This is a genomic window from [Mycobacterium] stephanolepidis, from assembly GCF_002356335.1.
Classification (GTDB): Bacteria; Actinomycetota; Actinomycetes; order Mycobacteriales; family Mycobacteriaceae; genus Mycobacterium; species Mycobacterium stephanolepidis.
Genome location: NZ_AP018165.1, coordinates 2,679,338 through 2,695,613, shown reverse-complemented (window position 1 = coordinate 2,695,613; position 16,276 = coordinate 2,679,338). Strand labels below are relative to the sequence as shown.

The following is a 16,276-nucleotide window of genomic DNA, read 5'->3' as shown; positions in this document are numbered from 1 at the left end:
TCCAGGCACGTACGCTCTATACATGACCGATGAAGCCCAGTCAGCCGACAAGCAGCGGAAGGTGTCCGTTCCGTCGACCGTGCATCGCGCACTGACGGCGTTCGTGAAGGCGCATCACATGCCCACCAAGGCAGTGCTGCAGCCCATCGGGCAGGCGGGTGTTCGCATCACCCTGGTCGGTGCCGACGGGATACTCGGCGATCAGGTTGTTGCCGACCTGGCGACCGCGCACGCCGCCGTGGAGGCCGTCGAGGGCATCGAGGCCGTCGAGGAATGGGACCGCGAGCTGGTCAGTACCGCCACCCCGGCACCGGGTCACGCCAAGAAGATGGCCGGGTGGGTCGCCCGGACGTAAGGCTGGGACGGCCGGATATCTTCCATCCGCGCATCGTTCTGGCCGGTTGCCCACAGCTCGTCTCCGGTGACGGTGACGACGCCGAACTTGTTGCCGCACTGCGTGTTCGTGATCTACACGCGCGTTGGCTGTCTTGGGATGACCCGGAGACCGCACAAGCCGATGTGGTGATCCTGCGTGCCACCTGGGACTACCCCGAACGTCTGGATGAGTTCCTACAATGGGCCGGGTCGATGCGCAACCTGCTCAACCCGTTGCCGGTGGTGCGCTGGAACACCGACAAGCGCTACTTGAATGATCTTGCTGCAGCAGGTGTTCCGACAGTTCCGAGTACGTTCTTCGCGCCCGATGAGCCCGTCCTCCTGCCCGACGGCGAACTGGTGATCAAGCCCGCAGTGGCGGGTGGATCGCGTGGCGCGGGGCGTTTCACATGCCCGGAGGCCGCACGTAATCACGCCGAGGCGCTGCAGGATGAGGGCCGCACCGTCCTTATCCAGCCCTACGATCCTCGTGTCGATGTGCACGGCGAAACAGCGTTGGTCTTCCTCAACGGCGAACCGTCCCATGCCTTTACCAAGGGTGCGCTGCTACCTCCGCCGGGTGCTGCCGCCGAGGTCGACGAGTCGGGTCTGTTCCACTCCGAGCGATTGGCGCCGGTGAAACCGTCCTCGGCGCTGTGGAAGTTCGGTGCTTCGGCGCTGGCTGCCGCGGCCACCAAATCCGGCATCGCCATGGCCGAGCTGCTGTATGCACGTGTCGACGTCATCGGTGGAGTGCACGATGACGACCCGCGGCTGTTGGAGCTCGAATTGGTCGAGCCGTCTCTGGGCTGGCGTCAGCTGGAGACCGAGGAGCGCGATCTGGCGCAACGGAAGTTCGTGATCGGTGTCGACGAGGCGTTAGATCGTTTGGGCCTGGGCCCGCTGGGGCAGCACCGACGCGGCTAGCGCCGGGGTGGTCAGCGCCGCCCAAAGAGCGGCCGTGGCCGCGGTGCACGCTGCCGCACCAGCGACGTGGACGGCGACGAGTACGGCAGGCACGCCGGTGTAGAACTGCACCACGCCCACGAATCCCTGTGCCAGTGTGAGTGCCAGCAATACCGTGAAACGGACCCAGATAGGCCGGGTCACGCCGACGGCCGCGAGCCCGAATCCCAGCCCTACGAGCAGCGCCAGGTAGGCGATGAGCAGTGTGCCGTGCAGATGCACCAGCGTGGTGATCTCCACCTGTAGCCGGGGCACTACGCGGGTGACGCTTTTGTCGCCGGCGTGTGGTCCTGCTCCGGTGACCAGCGTTCCGGCCACCAGGACGGCGGCCAATGTCGCGCCGATCAGCGCGGTCAGCCGGCGCAGCGGTCCGGGAGGCGGAGGCACCATCGGGAAGTCGGAGACGACGTCGGGCTCACCGATTTTCACGTAGAGCAGCGTCGCCAACCACACCATGCCCATCGACACCAGCAGATGGATCGCAACCGTCCACCACAACAGGCCCGTCAATACGGTGATTCCGCCGATGACAGCCTGCAGCACGGTCGAGGCCGGCATCAGCCAGGCGTATACGAGGACCTCGTGGCGGCGGCGCGCACGTGTCACGGCAAGGACGGCCAACGCGGCGGTGATCACCACCAGGAAGCTGATCATCCGGTTGCCGAATTCGACGGCCTGGTGGATGCGGGGCACTTCGGCGACCGCGACCGGGGTGAAACTCCCGGGGAAGCACTGCGGCCAGGTGGGGCATCCCAGGCCCGAGGCGGTGACGCGAACTACGGCGCCGGTCACGGCGATTCCGCCCTGGGTCAGCACGACCGCTGCGGCGATGAGTCGCTGCGTGCGCAGGCTCGGCATCGGCAGCAGATCGACCACCCGCAAAAACGCCCGATATAACACGCGATGAGTCTATGCCACTGCCAACTACGCCTTGTAGTAATCACCGCCGATCCGGCGCCGGCGCGGGGTTCGGGCGGGTGGATCGACTAGTTGACGCTTGCCCCCTTGACGTAAGCGATCCGGTAATGAATCCTACGCTGTGTATGAAATTCCTACACATCGTAGGAATTCGAGCGCAGAGGGAGCGGGCCTGTGAGCGTGATCCGGGATTGGCTGTCACTACCGAAGGTTGAACCTGCTGAGGACTACGGCTTCTTTGGTCCCGAGTCGGTGTCGTGGCGCGTGTGGAGCTACCCGACGTCGCTGTCCATTGGATTTCAGCGCGCCGTGGTGATCGAGGAACTTGATCCCGGACTGATTGCGGCCGTGGACAAGACGCACGAGGTCTATTCAAGGCCACGGACTCGTTACGACCGCACGCTGCGGTACTTCGCCATGGTGGCCTTTGACGACAGCAGGTCGACAGCCAAAGCGGCCGATGTACTGGTGAAGATTCATTCCAAGGCCATCGGCGTCGATCCCGTCACCGGCGAGAACTACGACGCGAACAATCCCGACTCGCAGTTGTGGATCCACCTCACGGCCTGGCATTCGATTCTGCTCGCCTACGAGAAGTACGGCCCCGGGCGGCTTTCCCACAACGAAGAAGCGCAGTTCTGGAGTGAATGCGCCCGTGCCGCGGAACTGCAGACGTGCGATCCGGGTGATATCCCCCGAACGCGCGAGGGGATAGGCGAATACTTCGAAAAGATGCGGCCGCAGCTCATCGGCTCCGATATCGCCCGGCAGGCGATGCGGCACTTGCTCAGCGCGGAGGTGATGCTGCCGCCGATGCCACTGCTGTTGCGGCCGTTCACCAAGGTGATCACCTTGTTTTTTGCGCCGGGGCACCTTGGCGACCATGCCTCGGTGGATGCGGGAGATGGCCGGGTTAAGCGTGGCCCCCCTGCTTGACGCGGCGATCGTGCCACCGATAAGCGCCGCGTTCACCGCGGTCAGCATGAGCAAGCGGCTGCAATTGATCCTGCTCCGGCTGATCTCGCCGGCCACCGTGCCCATCGGCGCCCGCGTTCTGCTGTCGGTACCGCCGAAAAGCTCAATCACCATGACGCCCAGGGAGGCTCAGGAACTCTACGGCTACGAGATTCCGAGCCGGGCGCATCGAGAACTCCGGGAAAGGCAGCAGGCTCGCGTGTTCGGAGAGGGGCAAGCTCCCAGCGACGAGGGCATCAGAGAGTCCGAGCCGATTCTCGGCACCGTTGGATGATTCGGAAGGAACACACCATGATCAAGGACCTGCTCGACCGTCGCCTCAGCATCCGCCAGCTCGTCTACCTGGCGATCGTCATCGGTTTGCCGTATGTGGTGATCGGGTTGATTTGGGCAATGACCCATCGGGGACACCTCGAGCAACTCACCGGATTGGACAAGCTCTTCTCTATGCTGGGAGAAATTGTCGCCTGGCCGGTGCTCATCATCGCCAACGTGTATCTGCAGTAGCCGGGCCAGCCGTAGGAGGACACCGTCACTGCGCCGCCAGCCTCGACGAATCCGCGCGCCCGGGCCGAACATCTCGGACCGGAACGGAGGCGGGCGCACGTGCTGGATACGGCCCTGCAGATCACCGCTGAACAGGGCGTGGCGAATGTGACGATGGCTGCCATCGCCACGCGCATGGGCGTCACGCGCCCCGTTGTGTACGCGTGCTACAACGGGCGAAATGAGGTACTGACGCAACTACTGGAACGGGAGACGCGGCTGGCGCTCGCGAGTCTCCGAGCCGTCCTACCGCCCCAGCGGACGGGTTCCATTGAGCAGATGTTCGTCGACGGATTCGGAGCTCTGCTCGGCGACGTTGTCGCGCGCCCTGCCTCGTGGCAGATCATCGCCGCAGCGCAGTCGGATCCTGTTCTTGCCGAGGCTATCTCGCAGGGGCGGGCGCAGATTCGGACACAGATCTGCGACGTCATGCGGCCTTTGCTGCAGCGGTGGCAGGTTCGTGATGTCGATTTTGTGATGCCCCCGCTGGTTGAAACGCTCCTGGCGATCAGCGAGGGGGCCATACGGTTGATGCTCAGCCCCGAAACACGCTGGTCCGCAACGGACCTGGCCGATATCGTCGGCCGGGCCGCGTATCGGGCATTGCGGGCCACTCCCCGCTGATGGCCTGCCGGCTGGTCGGGCCTCTACTGTGGCGGCTCGATGGGCAGCGTTGGTCCGCCGTACGGGGTGGGAATGCTGAAGTGTCCCGTGGCCGTCCGATCCGCGGTTGTCCCGAGATCGGCCCCGGGGCGTGGTCCGGCCGTATCGTCTCCGGCCGGGCGTGGAGCGTTCTTGGCCCCGCGGATCAGGACGGCGGGATCGTCGTCACGGCAGAACGTGTTCAAGAACGGCTCGGGGTAATCGGCCGATGACGGGGGCCTGCGCGGGGTGCCGTAGTCACACGTGTAGCGGGGGTAGATATCTGCGGTGGCCCACCCGCCACCGTCATGAAGGATCGTGGTGAGGGCCTCGAGCATGGAACCGCGATAGTCGGGGAACAACGCGTTGAGCGCCGGAACACGCAGGTAGGTCAGGTGCGAGACGGTGGCAAGGTTCCCGAGTAGCTGCACCATCGTGTCGGAGTTGTCGGAGAAGAGTGCGTCGATCTGATTGAAGCGTTGTTGTCCGGTGTCGACGAGTGTGCGGTAGCCGCCTTCCATCCGATTGACGCCGTTCATCACGGCGGTGAGATTGCGTGAGGTGGTGGCGATGCCGTTGTTGACATCGGCGGCGGTGGTGAGCACGACCCGGCTGGTGCGCAGCAGACTGATCGTCTCAGGCAGTACCTGATCGAGGGTGGCCAACAGGAACGTGCCGCCATCGATGATGTCGGTGAGCTTGCGGGGGCCGTCCTTGCTCAGGCTCAGTTCCGTGCGGATGATCTCAAGCTTCTTCGGGTCGAGCTGCGCCAACGTGCCGTCCGCATCGGCGAGCAGTTGCGCGAGGGTGACCGGAGTCGTTGCCTTGCCGAGCCCGACGACGCTGCCGTCGGTAAGAAATGGTCCGGCATCCGAGTGCGAGGAGAAGCCCACGTACTGCTCCCCGGCGGGTGAGAGTCCCGACACCCGCACCGTGCTGGAGGTGGGAATCTTCGCCGGTGAGTTGATACTGATGATCGCGTTGACACTGTCCTGGGTCACGTCGACCGATTCGACGCGCCCCACCGGTGCACCCTGAAACATCACATCTTGGTGGGGGAGCAGACCCCCGGACTCGGCGAGTTGCACGGTGACCCGGTAGGTGGGTGCGAACGGGCTGATGCGCAATCCGCCGACGAGGATGTAGACAGATCCGACGACGAATGCGAAGGCCAGTGCCAGACCAGAAAGCCACAGTCGTCGCCGGTAGTAGAAACGCACGACCTGCAGCACGATGCCGGCTGCGGTTTCGAGCAGCCCAGAGATTCCGGGTTTCAATGGAGCACAGTCTGTTTCGGTGTACTCGTCTTCGGCAATGCTTGTGGTCATTGTGGTGCGCCTTGTTCGGGTGCGGATGGAACCGGGGCATCAGGCGATGGCGGTATGGGTGCTGGTGGGATGGGGGCTGCACCCATCGGACTGTCCGGGCCCTGCCCGACGACCCGTTCCTGCAGGCGCCACAGCGTGTACTTGATCGAACCGGCGAGCTTGGCCCAGTCGTATCGTTTCGGGCCGTGGAAGCCGGGGTCCCCCGTGAACCCGATATCGGGGATGGATCCGAGTGCGATCTTGTCGATCTGGGCATTGAGAGGCAGCGAGTCGCCCGAGGTCAGTTTGACGAGGATCGGGAGCAGACGGCTCAGGTCCGAGAGCTTGGTGTCGGGGCTGACCACCACATCATTGAGTGCCCCCGCGACATCGTTGAGATCCGCAACGACGCTACGCGTCCCCTGGTCGGTCCCCGCGATCGAGGGAAACTTGGACAACTGCCGCGACGCGCCGCCGACTTGCAGTGCGAGGTCGATGATTCCCCGGGTGTTCTCCGAGACGGTTTCGGTGGCGGGGCCCGCAGCCTTCATCATCTCGGCCAGCGCCGTACGCTTGTTCTCCAGTCGCATGGACAGTTGCGAAACGTTGGTGATGGCCGCGTCGAGTTGTGTTGAGCGTGCGTCGATTTTCGCCAAGAGCCGGTTGGAGTCGTTGATGAGGTTTCCAAAAGCGTGCCCTTGATCCCCGGTTGCCTTACCGAGACCGTTCACAATGTCGGTGAGGTTGCGCACGGCACCGCCATTGATCATGAGGGCTGCCGAGCTCATCACGGACTCCACCGTCGATGCGGCGGCCGTTGAATCCAGCCCGATGGTGTCGCCCTCTTTCAGTAAGGGGTCGGTGGATCGCCCATCGGACGGCGTTGCAACAGAAACGAATACGTCGCCGAGCGGGGTGGCGGAGCGCAGTTGTGCGGTGCTCCCGGCGGGGAGTCGTACTCCGTCCATGATGCGCAAGGTGACGACGGCGACGTAATTCCGGGTCAGCATCGACTCGACAAAACCGACATCGGCGCCGGCCAGCTTCACCTTGGCTCTATCGGGGAGATTGAGAGCGTTGGTGAACAACGCGGTCAACGAGTACCCACCGCTGCCGGCGCTCGGCGCCGGCAGCGGGAGGCTGGCCAGGCCATTGGTGGCGCATCCGGAGAGAAGGGCGCCGGTGAGCAGAACACTAAGGGCGGCAGACTGCTTCACTATTTCTGCCCCATCGCCGCGAGGCCGTCGAGCATGTAGGTCAATCCGAAGTCAGGCCCGTAGTCCTGAAGCGTTCCGGTGCTACAACCGAGCTGGCGCAGCCCCATGAGATTGCATATCTCCTTAGCGAATTGGGTATCGAAGAGGACCTTGTCGACAAGGATGTGCGCACGCATACTCCCGTTGTTCCGATCGACGGCGTTGTAGAGATTGTCGGACATCAGCGGGAGGACGTCGAAGAGCTCGGAGGCCTCGCGTTGGTGGTCGGTCAACGACTGCAGCGCCGTGTTTCCGTGTTGCACGCTCTGTGCGAAGTTGTTGCGGTTCCTCTCCACGATGGCACCGGCCTTCTCAATGATGGCGTTGAGGGTGTGGCCCGTCTCTCCCGAACCAAAATCCTCGTCGGCGACGATCTGGCTCAGTTGCCGCACGCTGGAACCGAAGTCACGCAGGGTCTGGTCGTTCTTGGCAGCGGCGTCGAACAGCGAGCTGGTGTTGGTGATGATGGTGGTCAGCTGCTCGCGGGTGAGCGCACCGCCGTCTTCGGAGGTGATGCGCAAGGCCTTTGACAGTGCATCTGCCGCTGATTTCATCTGCCCGCCGTTGCCGTCGGCTATCGCGGCGCTGTTGTTCACCAGATCAGCGAGCGGTCCCTGCCCCTTGCCGTCGCCGCGCAGCGAACCTGACAGTTTGTCGAGAATGCCTAGCACACGGTCGAATTCGATGGGTGATTTGGTGTTCGGTAGTCCGATGGTGTCGTTCTCTTTCAACGTCGGGCCGCCGCGGTAGGGCGGCGTGAGCTCGATATGTCTGTCGGTGAGAATCGACGTAGACACCGTCACCGCCTGAGCGTCTGCTGGAATCTGCACGTCCTCGTCGATGGCCAGCACCACTTCGGCGTAGCCGCCCTTGAGGTTGATGGCGGCAACCCGCCCCACCGGCATGCCCAGCACGGAGACCGGGTTGTCGACGTACAGTCCCGAGACGCTTTCGAATTGCGCCGTGATCGTCATGGTGTTCACATACGGTTTGATGTAGCGCCACCCGATAACGCCCAGAGTGGCAGCCACCACCAGACCGGCGATGAGGACAGCGATGATGGTCCATCGCGGGATAGTTTTCACTTGCAGTCCTTGAAGTACTCGAGCATGCCGAATTGCTGTGCCCGGCCGCTGATTGCGCACATCCACGAGTCCACCAGCAGCCCATTGGTGACGTTGGCTTCCCAGGCGTTGCCATACCCGAAGGCGTTGGTGACATTGCGTGCGGTGACCGGGGCGATCTGCAGGATGTTGCGCACCAAGTCGTCGTGGTCCGACAGCAACCCCAACAGGTGATTCAGGTCCCGGATCAGGTCTTCGATGCTGGCCTGGTCGTCCACCACTACCTTGCTCAGGAATGCCACCAGCTTTGTGGTTGATTGGATCAGTGCGTGAAATGCGGTGCGGCGTACCACGAATTCGCCCAGCAGGTCCTGCCCCTGCCGGACGAGCGTCCCGACGCCCGACTGCTGGCGACGCAGGGTGCTGCTGACTGTGTCGATGTTGGCCAGCAGCGACCCGATCTGGATTCGCCGGTGAGCGACGATGGTGGAGAGGCGATGCAGGTCATCCATGGCTTGCGGGATGACCGGCGGTAGGCCCTCCAGCTGCTTACCCAACGTGCCGAGCGAGGCGGCGATTTGGTCGGTATCGGTCTCGCCGAATGTGGTGGTGACGTCGGCCAACGTGTCTTGCAGGTCGTAAGGGACCTCGGTATGCGCCAGGTCGATGATTCCGTGCGCCACCGTGCCGCTGCGTCCCGGCCGCAACTCCAGGTATCGCGAACCAAGGATGGTGGTGACCTTCATAATCGCCCTGGTTTCGGCGCCCAGCGGGACGTCGTCACGTACACGCAGACCGACTTCCACGTGATCGCGGGCCAGTCGCATACTGGTGACCTCACCGACCGGGATACCCGCGACCGTGACGATGTTGCCCGTGTGGAGGGCGGCGGCTTGTGCGAATTGCGCTGTGTAGTGCCGGTATCCGAGTCCGGCGGTCTTGACCAGGAGCAATCCGCCCATCACCGCGACAACCAACCCGATCGCGATGAATCCGATCCATGTTTTGTTGTACGAGTCCAACGGGCGTCGAATGGGACGCCGCCACCGTGCGCTGTTAACCATTGGCCATGCTCCTGCACTTGGGTGTGTGCTGGGTCTTGTTTCCCGGTGTTGCCGCATCCACGATGATCGGGACGACGACGTTCAACCCCGGAAAGAATCCGAGCGCATTGAGATCACACGCATAGATGTTCACGTAGGAGCCGCTCTGGGTTATCCGGGCGACGCCCTTGAGAATCAACGGCAGGTTGCTTCCCAGGAATGCGGTTTGATTTTCGATGCCCACCATGTGCCGGGCCACGCCGGGCTGACGGTTGATGAGGTCGTTGAGTGGCGGATCGATGATGTCGCTGATCGTGGAGAGCCGTTGGGCCACATGGCGGAATGAACCCAGTGAGTCCACAAGTTCGGGGCGTTTGGCGTTGAACGAGGACATCATCTGGCGGGTCTGGGTCAAGATCTGATCAAGGCTGCCGTCCTGTTCGGCGAGGATGCCGGACACCGCGTCCAAGTTGGTGATGACCTGGTCAAGGGATTCGTCCTTACCTGCGACAATCCTTGTCAGGCTGGTGGTTTGGTTCACCAGTGTGGGGATCGCGGCAGTATCGCCCTGTAATGAGGCGACCACGCCATTGGTGAGGTTATCGAGTTGCTTGGGATCCAGGGTGCTGAACAGGGGCGCATATCCGTGTAGCAGTCTGCCGACATCGAATGAGGGCTCGGTCCGTTCCAGTGGGATGGTGCTGCCCGCGGGCAGCGGATCGAGGCTGCCTGTGTTGCCCATCGACAGACCGAGATAGCGCTGCCCGATGATGTTCTGGTACGTCACAGAGGCAACGGTGTTCCCGAACACGTGCTGGTCGTTTTGTACGACAAATGAGACTTTTGCCGTATCGCCGTCGAGTTCCACCTTTTCGACGCGACCCACCCGCACGCCGGCGATCCTGACGTCATCGCCCTCACGCAGACCGAATACGTCCGACACCATCGCTTGATAGGGCGTCGTCGACCCGGAGATATCGCGCCGCAACGAGACATAAACCAACCAGGTAAGACCAAGACAAACCGTTGTGAAAAGGGCAAGGCCCACAAACGCGCCGCGTACCTTCATGACCCGCTTTCGTGTGATTTCTTCAGGGATACGGTGGTGCCGCGCGCCAACGGTCCGAGCAGTAGTTGTGTTGCTGTAGTAGCTGTTTCGCCGGTGATCAGGCCGAGCTGAGCCCGCTCCTCGGCGCCGCCCACCGGACCCACGTTTCCGCCATAGGAGGCAGGGGCGGCTGGGACTGACTGCGCCGGAGGGGGAGGCGGGGGAGCGTCGGCCGGGTCCGCGGTGCCCGGTACCCGGGGAGCGGGGCCGGTCCACCAGGGCAGCGGTGGGTTGGGATCGGCGCGTGCGGGATTTGGATTGATCAGTGGCGGTTCCACCGCGATCAGATTTCCGTCGGGGCCGATCTTCGTCCCCGGTGGTGGCGTCAAGTTCGTGGGCGGCTGATAGTTCTGTGGGAGGAGAACTTCCGGTAGGTCTGGACGTACGACGATTTGCGGTGCGGTGAAGCAGCTCGGGCCCTTGAGCTCGCCGTACTGAGGGCAATCGGCGCGGGTATAGGTAGTGGAGGGCGTGAAGGAGAGGATGCCGCGCAGAGTCGCGCTGTCATTCTCCGGATTCCACGCCTCCTGGATGAACTTGTTGGCGAATATCTTGGTTCGCACTGCGATCGGGACGAATTGCTTGCGGTTTTTCGCGATAACGCCAAGGGCCGGACCAAGCTCGGCGGAGATCCGGATGAGCTGGTCGACGTGGTTGTCGATGGCTTCTCGAGCCGTGCCGAAGGTGTAGTCGGCACTGGCGACCATCGATTTCAGTTGTGCGCGTTTCTCGGCGAATGTCTGCATCGGTCTGACCGCCTGATGCAACGCATCGACCAGGTCAGGAGCGGTGCCCTGTAGTCCGGCCGCCGCATCGACCAGGGCAGAGACGGTCGACGGACCAGGATCAGTGGTGACGATGCTGTCGAGCTGTTGAATGAGTCGGTTCAATTGGGCGCCGCCGGTGAGAAGTCTGGCCCTTCGGTTCTCGGTGGCAGCCCCCACCGCGGCCAGGATGCCCACAGTGTTGTCGTTTCGGTCACGACCGGTGGCGGCCAGTACATCGCGCAGCTTGCTGATGGTGGTCTGGAACAGCACCGTCGGCAATGTGATGTCTTCCTGGATGCGGGCCCCGGCGCGGATCGGTGTCGCGTTCCCGTTCTGGACCAGCTGCACCGAGGACACCGCGAACACATTGCTGGGCACGACCCGCGCGGTGACGGTCGACGGAATGTTCTTTGCGTACAGCGTCTTTATGTGGATCCGCACGTAGTTCGGCTTGCCGTCGACCGCTGGGGTGACGTCGTGGACCGCACCGACGAGCACGCCCCGATACTTGACATCAGATTTCCTGGGCAGACCGTCGCCGACATTTTCGAGCTCGGCCACCACATCGACGTAGTCATCCAGGCGGCCAGTCGATTTCATGAGCAGCAGGGCCACTGCTATCGCGAGGGACGTGATGACGATGCCGCCGCGGATGAGCAATTGGCGTGTGTTCGGGCCGCGGCCATCGAATTCGAACGGGTTACGCACGGTCAGCCTCCGAACCGTGCGCCCGCATCGACACCCCAGAGGGCCATCGTGAGCAGCATGTTGACCATCACGACGGCGGTGATGGTGGATCGAATCGCATGCCCTGCCGCGACGCCAACCCCTTCGGGACCGCCGGTGGCATAGAAGCCGTAGTAGCACTGGATGGTCGAGGCGATCCAGCCGAAGATGATGCACTTGATCACCGAATAGATGACGTCCTGCACGCTGAGCATCATGGTGAAGTAGTGCAGATAGGAGCCGGTGGAGGTATTGCCGAGAACCATCACCATGAGCTGGCAGGACAGGTAGCTGGTGGCCAGGCATACCACGTACAGGGGCAGGACGGCGACGACCGAGGCCATCAACCGGGTGGTGACCAGATAGGGGATGGGGCGGATGGCCAAGGCGCCCAATGCATCGATCTCCTCGGCGATGCGCATCGAGCCGAGTTGGGCGGTGAACCGGCAACCGGCCTGCACCGCGAACGCCAGTGAGGCCATCAACGGCGCCAGTTCGCGGGTGTTCACCAGTGACGAGATGAATCCCGTTGCCGGACCGAGCCCAAGCAGGTCGAGGAAGGCGTAACCCTCGATGGCGATCAAGGCGCCGGCAAGCATCCCCAGCCCTACCGCCACGCCGGCGGTACCGCCGCCAACGACGATGGATCCGTTTCCCCACGAGATATCGGAGAGCAGGCGCACGAACTCTCTGCGGTAGTGGCGTAACGCGAACGGAATTCCGGCGAGCGCTTCGCCGAAGAAGGTGAGCATGTGCCCGAGTTGCATGATCGGTCCCGCGCCGGCGTCTTGAGCCCGCCGGAAGGGGCGCAGCGGTCCGGGGATGTGACGCGATGCCGTCACGTCACAGGCCCGTACGTGGAGACAGCATGACGTAGAACTGGCTGATGGCGACATTCACGGCCATCAGGATCAAGATCGATTCCACGACAGCGGCATTCACCGAATTGGCCACTCCGATCGGGCCGCCCTGAGTCGCCAGACCCTTCTGGCATGCGATCACCGCCACCAGGGCGCCGAAGATGACCGCCTTGAGTAGGGCCACGATCATGTCGCCGGTGGTGGCAAAGGACGAGAAGGTCGACACGAAACTTCCTGGAGCGCCATCCAGGGCGTACACATTGAACAGGTAGGCCGCCAGGAAGCCGACGAAACAGGTTCCGCCGGTGAGCAGCAGCGCCACCAGAATGGAGGCGGCGAACCGGGGGACCACCAACCTGCGGATGACCGAGACCCCCATGACCTCCATGGCATCGGTCTCTTCACGCATTGTGCGCGAACCCAAGTCGGCGGTGATCGCCGAACCGACTGCCGTGGCCATCAGCATCGCTGCCACGAGTGGTGCGGCCTGCCGAATCACCGCCAGACCACTGGCGGCGCCGGCCAGCGAGGTGGCACCGACTTGTGCTGCCAACAGCGCGAATTGAATCGACAGTGTGACTCCTAGCGGCAACGCGATCAGGATCGTGGGAAGCACAGCCGTCGATGCCATGAATGCGCCCTGGCGGATGAACTCACGCCATGGGAACCGCCCGGAGGCCACGTCGATGAAGAAGTACTGCACGGTGTGTACGGCCATCACGAACTGCTCGCCGACGGTCGTCACGGCTGCCAAAGGATGACGCCGGACGTAGCCGACGGCCCAATCCTCGATCGTCGCGACGCTGCCGGCCGGAGCCTTCACTCCTTGTGTCGGCGCGAACTCCACTGCTGGATCACTCAAAGTCTTATCCCCGACTTTCCCTTGACGGGTTAGACAGCAACAGTGCAGGCGGCTCCGTTGCAGTCTTCCGTGGCCCACACTCTAGGGATGTCCCCAAAGTGTGGTCAATAGATTCTTCGAAGAATTATCATTAACTTAAATCTTTGGAACGACATATGTTGGCATTTCACATGCAGTAATATCGTGCAGACGCGTTCATCGGCATGTGAACTACTGAGAACATGAAGGATGGCGGATTACTACCGGTGTAGTGGTGCCGGGATGTCGGAGAGGATGTTCCAGCAATGTTGAGCAAGCTCAACCGGATACTGAACTACGAGATGAAGGTCTCCGAGTTCCTCGGGACACTGATCATCATCGGGATTCCCTACGGCTTGATCGGTGTGGTGTGGACACTCACGCACACATCGCACCTCAAGGAGCTCGACGGGATCGATCTGGTGATCTCGTTTCTCGGCTCGATTGTCTGCTGGCCCGTGCTCACCTTCTCGAATGTGTGCATGACCTGATGATGGGGTTGGTATGGATCATCGATGTCCTGGTGATCATCGTTCAGATCATGGGGGGCCGTCGTCAGGTCAATCCGATACTGCGAATTGGGTTATGGGTCTCATTCGTCTGTCTCGTCGTCGCCGGAACGGCGGCGTTGGGCGGACTTCTAGTGCTGCTACAGATGTGGCTGGCAAGCCTGCGCTGAGAGGAAAGATAAACCATGCCAACGCAATATGTTCAGATGCCTCCCGGGGTGAGGCCCCGCCTCACCACCGATCAGACACGGATACAGATCACTCAGTACACCCCGCGTTGGGTGAATAAGAAGAAGGTCGACCCCACGCAGGCACTCGATTTCTGGTCGGCGGCCGGGGCCGCGGCGAATGTGGTCATGCAGATGTGTTGGCCGGAAGTGGGATACGGCGTTGCCGAAAGCAGGGTCGAGTCCGGCAGTCTCATGAAACACCCCTGGAAGCGTCTGCGTACCACGGCGCAGTACCTCGCCGTCGCAGTCTTGGGAAGCCAAGTGGAGCGAAACGCGTACCGCGACGCCGTCAACGTCGCTCATCGGCAGGTGCGATCGACCGAACATAGCCCGGTGGACTACAACGCCTTCAACCGAGAGCTGCAGTTGTGGGTGGCGGCGTGTCTGTTCATCTTCTACGAGGACACCTACCAACTGCTGCACGGCAAGATGACCGACGGGCAGGCCGAGTACTTCTTCCAGAAGGCGATGCCGATCGGGACCACTCTGCAAGTTACTGAGGACCAATGGCCCTCAACCAGAGCGGATTTCGATACCTACTGGAACATCGCATGTGAACGGGTCAAGCTCGACGGGTACATCCGCGACTACGCGATGAAGCTGATCGACCTACGAATGATCAACTGGCCCATGCGCAAGCTGCTGGCACCGCTGTTGCGCTTTCTAACCATAGGGTTTCTCGCTCCGGTTTTCCGTGAGCAGATGGGCCTGGAATGGACGGACGACGACAGGCGGCGGTTCGAGCATCTGTTTCTGTTCGTCTCATTTGTGAACCGCTTCATTCCGCGATATCTGCGAAACATGAACTACAGCTTGCTCATGCGAGATCTACGTTGGAGATTGCGTACCGGCAGGCCGCTCATCTGAACCCGCCATGATGGGTCTGCCGAGGAGCGCAGCCTCCATCAGACACCGCACGCTGGCCCGCGCGTGTTCGGTGTTGTCGTACTGAACCAGCCGGCCCAGGTCTACGACAAGCGTGAAGCCGGCGTGGACCGCGAAGCGCGCGTGCCCGGGCGTGATCTCGGGCCGTGCGGACAGCAACAGCTTGGTCCAGGATTCGACGGTGGAGCGCTGAACATGGTGCAGGATCGCCTGTTCTGCGGCAGGGAGATTGATGCGTTCGGTGTAGTAGACGTATCCGAGTTCTGGCCGCTCGAATGAACGCGCCACGTATCCCGCCACGAGCTTGCCCAGTGCGGCCTCCGGAGCTGTCGTCTCGGACAGCGCCCGGGATACATCCCCGGAAATCCGGTCTGCCGCACGACGAAACGAGGCTGCGAGCATATCTGCCTTGCTGGGAAAGTAACGATAGATGCCGGACACCGGAATGCCGATGGCTGTCGCAATGTCTTCCATGCTGGTTTCGCGGTAGCCGTTCACGTTGAACAGCCGCATCGATTCATGCAGCAACATCTCATAGGGGCCCGCGTCGATCGTCACCGGTGGCGCCGGGGGCAGAATGGTGTCGTGCGGCGGTGGTGTAGGCAGTTCCGTGTACAGCACCGACTCGGCGAGTTCGGCAAGGACAGTTCGGATTTCCGGAATGGGCAATGTCGCCCGATGATCGGTGATGCTGCCGATGACGCTCAATGCCGCAGACGACAGTGTCCAGCGTTCATGAGATGTCAATGCGGGTCGGATGGATCCGAGGGGCTTCTGTATGCGCCGATTGACCAGTTTGATCTGATTGGAGAGCTCGATCTGGTCCTCATCCTTGAGATACCTTCCCTCCCAGCGGAAAAGGCCTCCTGCCGTGCGGTGGGCAATCGTGGTCTCGATGAGTCCGTCCACCAAGGCGCGCAGTGTCTCTCGCGGGTCGGCGTGGGCGTCGGCGAGAAGGTCAGTGGCGTCAACGAGGCAGCGTCCCAGCCCCAATACCGCGTCGCGGAACAAGTCGTATTTGCTTGCGGAGTGCCGATAGAGCGCCGGTGCCGAGATGCCCACGCGCGATGCGATTTCCTCCATGCTCACGGCGTGATAGCCGGATTCGCTGAAGGCATCGGATGACGCCTTCGCGATCTGGACCTTGCGATCCTTGGGGCGGCGCCGTACCGATTCGGCGGGCTGCGGCCGGCGGGAGGCGGACATGGTCTCTACGGTA

Annotated in this window: 17 protein-coding genes and 1 pseudogene; 8 read left to right on the top strand and 10 right to left on the bottom strand. The window is 62.4% G+C overall.

From position 1 onward, the window contains the following. Positions 1 to 22 precede the first annotated feature (22 nt). Positions 23 to 355 (top strand): hypothetical protein, encoded by a 333-nt coding sequence (locus tag MSTE_RS13350; protein ID WP_096501880.1) that lies wholly within the window; start codon positions 23 to 25, stop codon positions 353 to 355. Then, positions 337 to 1,302, top strand: coding sequence for an ATP-grasp domain-containing protein (locus MSTE_RS13345; protein WP_096501878.1), 966 nt, complete (start codon positions 337 to 339; stop codon positions 1,300 to 1,302). Before MSTE_RS13350 ends, MSTE_RS13345 begins: the two co-directional genes overlap by 19 nt. Here MSTE_RS13345 and MSTE_RS13340 read toward each other — a convergent pair. Continuing rightward, the gene (locus MSTE_RS13340; RefSeq protein WP_096501876.1) at positions 1,255 to 2,241 is read right to left on the bottom strand and encodes a COX15/CtaA family protein; all 987 of its coding nucleotides are present in this window, start codon (positions 2,239 to 2,241) and stop codon (positions 1,255 to 1,257) included. The genes MSTE_RS13345 and MSTE_RS13340 overlap by 48 nt on opposite strands. A gap of 192 nt (positions 2,242 to 2,433) precedes the next feature. Between MSTE_RS13340 and MSTE_RS13335 the strand changes: the two are divergent. From MSTE_RS13335 to MSTE_RS13325, 3 genes and pseudogenes are all read left to right on the top strand, one after another. Then, positions 2,434 to 3,508, top strand: a pseudogene (locus tag MSTE_RS13335) (oxygenase MpaB family protein). 17 nt (positions 3,509 to 3,525) lie between these two features. After that, on the top strand, positions 3,526 to 3,741 hold the full coding sequence (locus MSTE_RS13330; protein WP_096505837.1) for a hypothetical protein: 216 nt from the start codon (positions 3,526 to 3,528) through the stop codon (positions 3,739 to 3,741). Between the two features lie 99 nt (positions 3,742 to 3,840). Further along, positions 3,841 to 4,404: a TetR/AcrR family transcriptional regulator gene (locus MSTE_RS13325; protein ID WP_096501874.1), complete on the top strand. Its 564-nt coding sequence runs from the start codon at positions 3,841 to 3,843 to the stop codon at positions 4,402 to 4,404. Between the two features lie 23 nt (positions 4,405 to 4,427). On the opposite strand, the gene MSTE_RS13320 is transcribed toward MSTE_RS13325, so the two are convergent. From MSTE_RS13320 to MSTE_RS13285, 8 genes are all read right to left on the bottom strand, one after another. Further along, positions 4,428 to 5,678: an MlaD family protein gene (locus tag MSTE_RS13320; RefSeq protein ID WP_162291639.1), complete on the bottom strand. Its 1,251-nt coding sequence runs from the start codon at positions 5,676 to 5,678 to the stop codon at positions 4,428 to 4,430. Between the two features lie 68 nt (positions 5,679 to 5,746). After that, positions 5,747 to 6,946: an MlaD family protein gene (locus MSTE_RS13315; protein WP_408645790.1), complete on the bottom strand. Its 1,200-nt coding sequence runs from the start codon at positions 6,944 to 6,946 to the stop codon at positions 5,747 to 5,749. Further along, complete coding sequence (locus MSTE_RS13310) at positions 6,946 to 8,070, bottom strand: MlaD family protein (protein WP_096501868.1); 1,125 nt, start codon at positions 8,068 to 8,070, stop codon at positions 6,946 to 6,948. The genes MSTE_RS13315 and MSTE_RS13310 overlap by 1 nt, the downstream gene beginning before the upstream one ends. Then, entirely contained in the window at positions 8,067 to 9,113 is a 1,047-nt protein-coding gene (locus MSTE_RS13305) for an MCE family protein (protein WP_096501866.1), read from the bottom strand. Before MSTE_RS13305 ends, MSTE_RS13310 begins: the two co-directional genes overlap by 4 nt. Next, complete coding sequence (locus tag MSTE_RS13300; RefSeq protein ID WP_096501864.1) at positions 9,106 to 10,161, bottom strand: MlaD family protein; 1,056 nt, start codon at positions 10,159 to 10,161, stop codon at positions 9,106 to 9,108. Before MSTE_RS13300 ends, MSTE_RS13305 begins: the two co-directional genes overlap by 8 nt. Beyond that, complete coding sequence (locus tag MSTE_RS13295) at positions 10,158 to 11,675, bottom strand: MlaD family protein (RefSeq protein ID WP_096501862.1); 1,518 nt, start codon at positions 11,673 to 11,675, stop codon at positions 10,158 to 10,160. Before MSTE_RS13295 ends, MSTE_RS13300 begins: the two co-directional genes overlap by 4 nt. A gap of 2 nt (positions 11,676 to 11,677) precedes the next feature. After that, entirely contained in the window at positions 11,678 to 12,535 is an 858-nt protein-coding gene (locus tag MSTE_RS13290; protein ID WP_096501860.1) for an MlaE family ABC transporter permease, read from the bottom strand. Position 12,536: 1 nt separating this feature from the next. After that, positions 12,537 to 13,415, bottom strand: a complete 879-nt coding sequence (locus MSTE_RS13285) for an MlaE family ABC transporter permease (protein WP_231896877.1) — start codon at positions 13,413 to 13,415, stop codon at positions 12,537 to 12,539. 284 nt (positions 13,416 to 13,699) lie between these two features. Between MSTE_RS13285 and MSTE_RS13280 the strand changes: the two genes are divergently transcribed. The 3 genes from MSTE_RS13280 to MSTE_RS13270 are packed head-to-tail and all read left to right on the top strand — an operon-like array spanning position 13,700 to position 15,039. Further along, positions 13,700 to 13,924: a hypothetical protein gene (locus tag MSTE_RS13280; RefSeq protein WP_096501857.1), complete on the top strand. Its 225-nt coding sequence runs from the start codon at positions 13,700 to 13,702 to the stop codon at positions 13,922 to 13,924. Further along, the gene (locus MSTE_RS13275; protein WP_096501855.1) at positions 13,912 to 14,112 is read left to right on the top strand and encodes a hypothetical protein; all 201 of its coding nucleotides are present in this window, start codon (positions 13,912 to 13,914) and stop codon (positions 14,110 to 14,112) included. Before MSTE_RS13280 ends, MSTE_RS13275 begins: the two co-directional genes overlap by 13 nt. A gap of 15 nt (positions 14,113 to 14,127) precedes the next feature. Further along, positions 14,128 to 15,039, top strand: a complete 912-nt coding sequence (locus tag MSTE_RS13270; protein ID WP_096501853.1) for an oxygenase MpaB family protein — start codon at positions 14,128 to 14,130, stop codon at positions 15,037 to 15,039. Here MSTE_RS13270 and MSTE_RS13265 read toward each other — a convergent pair. After that, complete coding sequence (locus tag MSTE_RS13265) at positions 15,001 to 16,263, bottom strand: TetR/AcrR family transcriptional regulator (protein WP_096501851.1); 1,263 nt, start codon at positions 16,261 to 16,263, stop codon at positions 15,001 to 15,003. The two genes, MSTE_RS13270 and MSTE_RS13265, sit on opposite strands and share 39 nt — an antisense overlap. Positions 16,264 to 16,276: the final 13 nt, after the last annotated feature.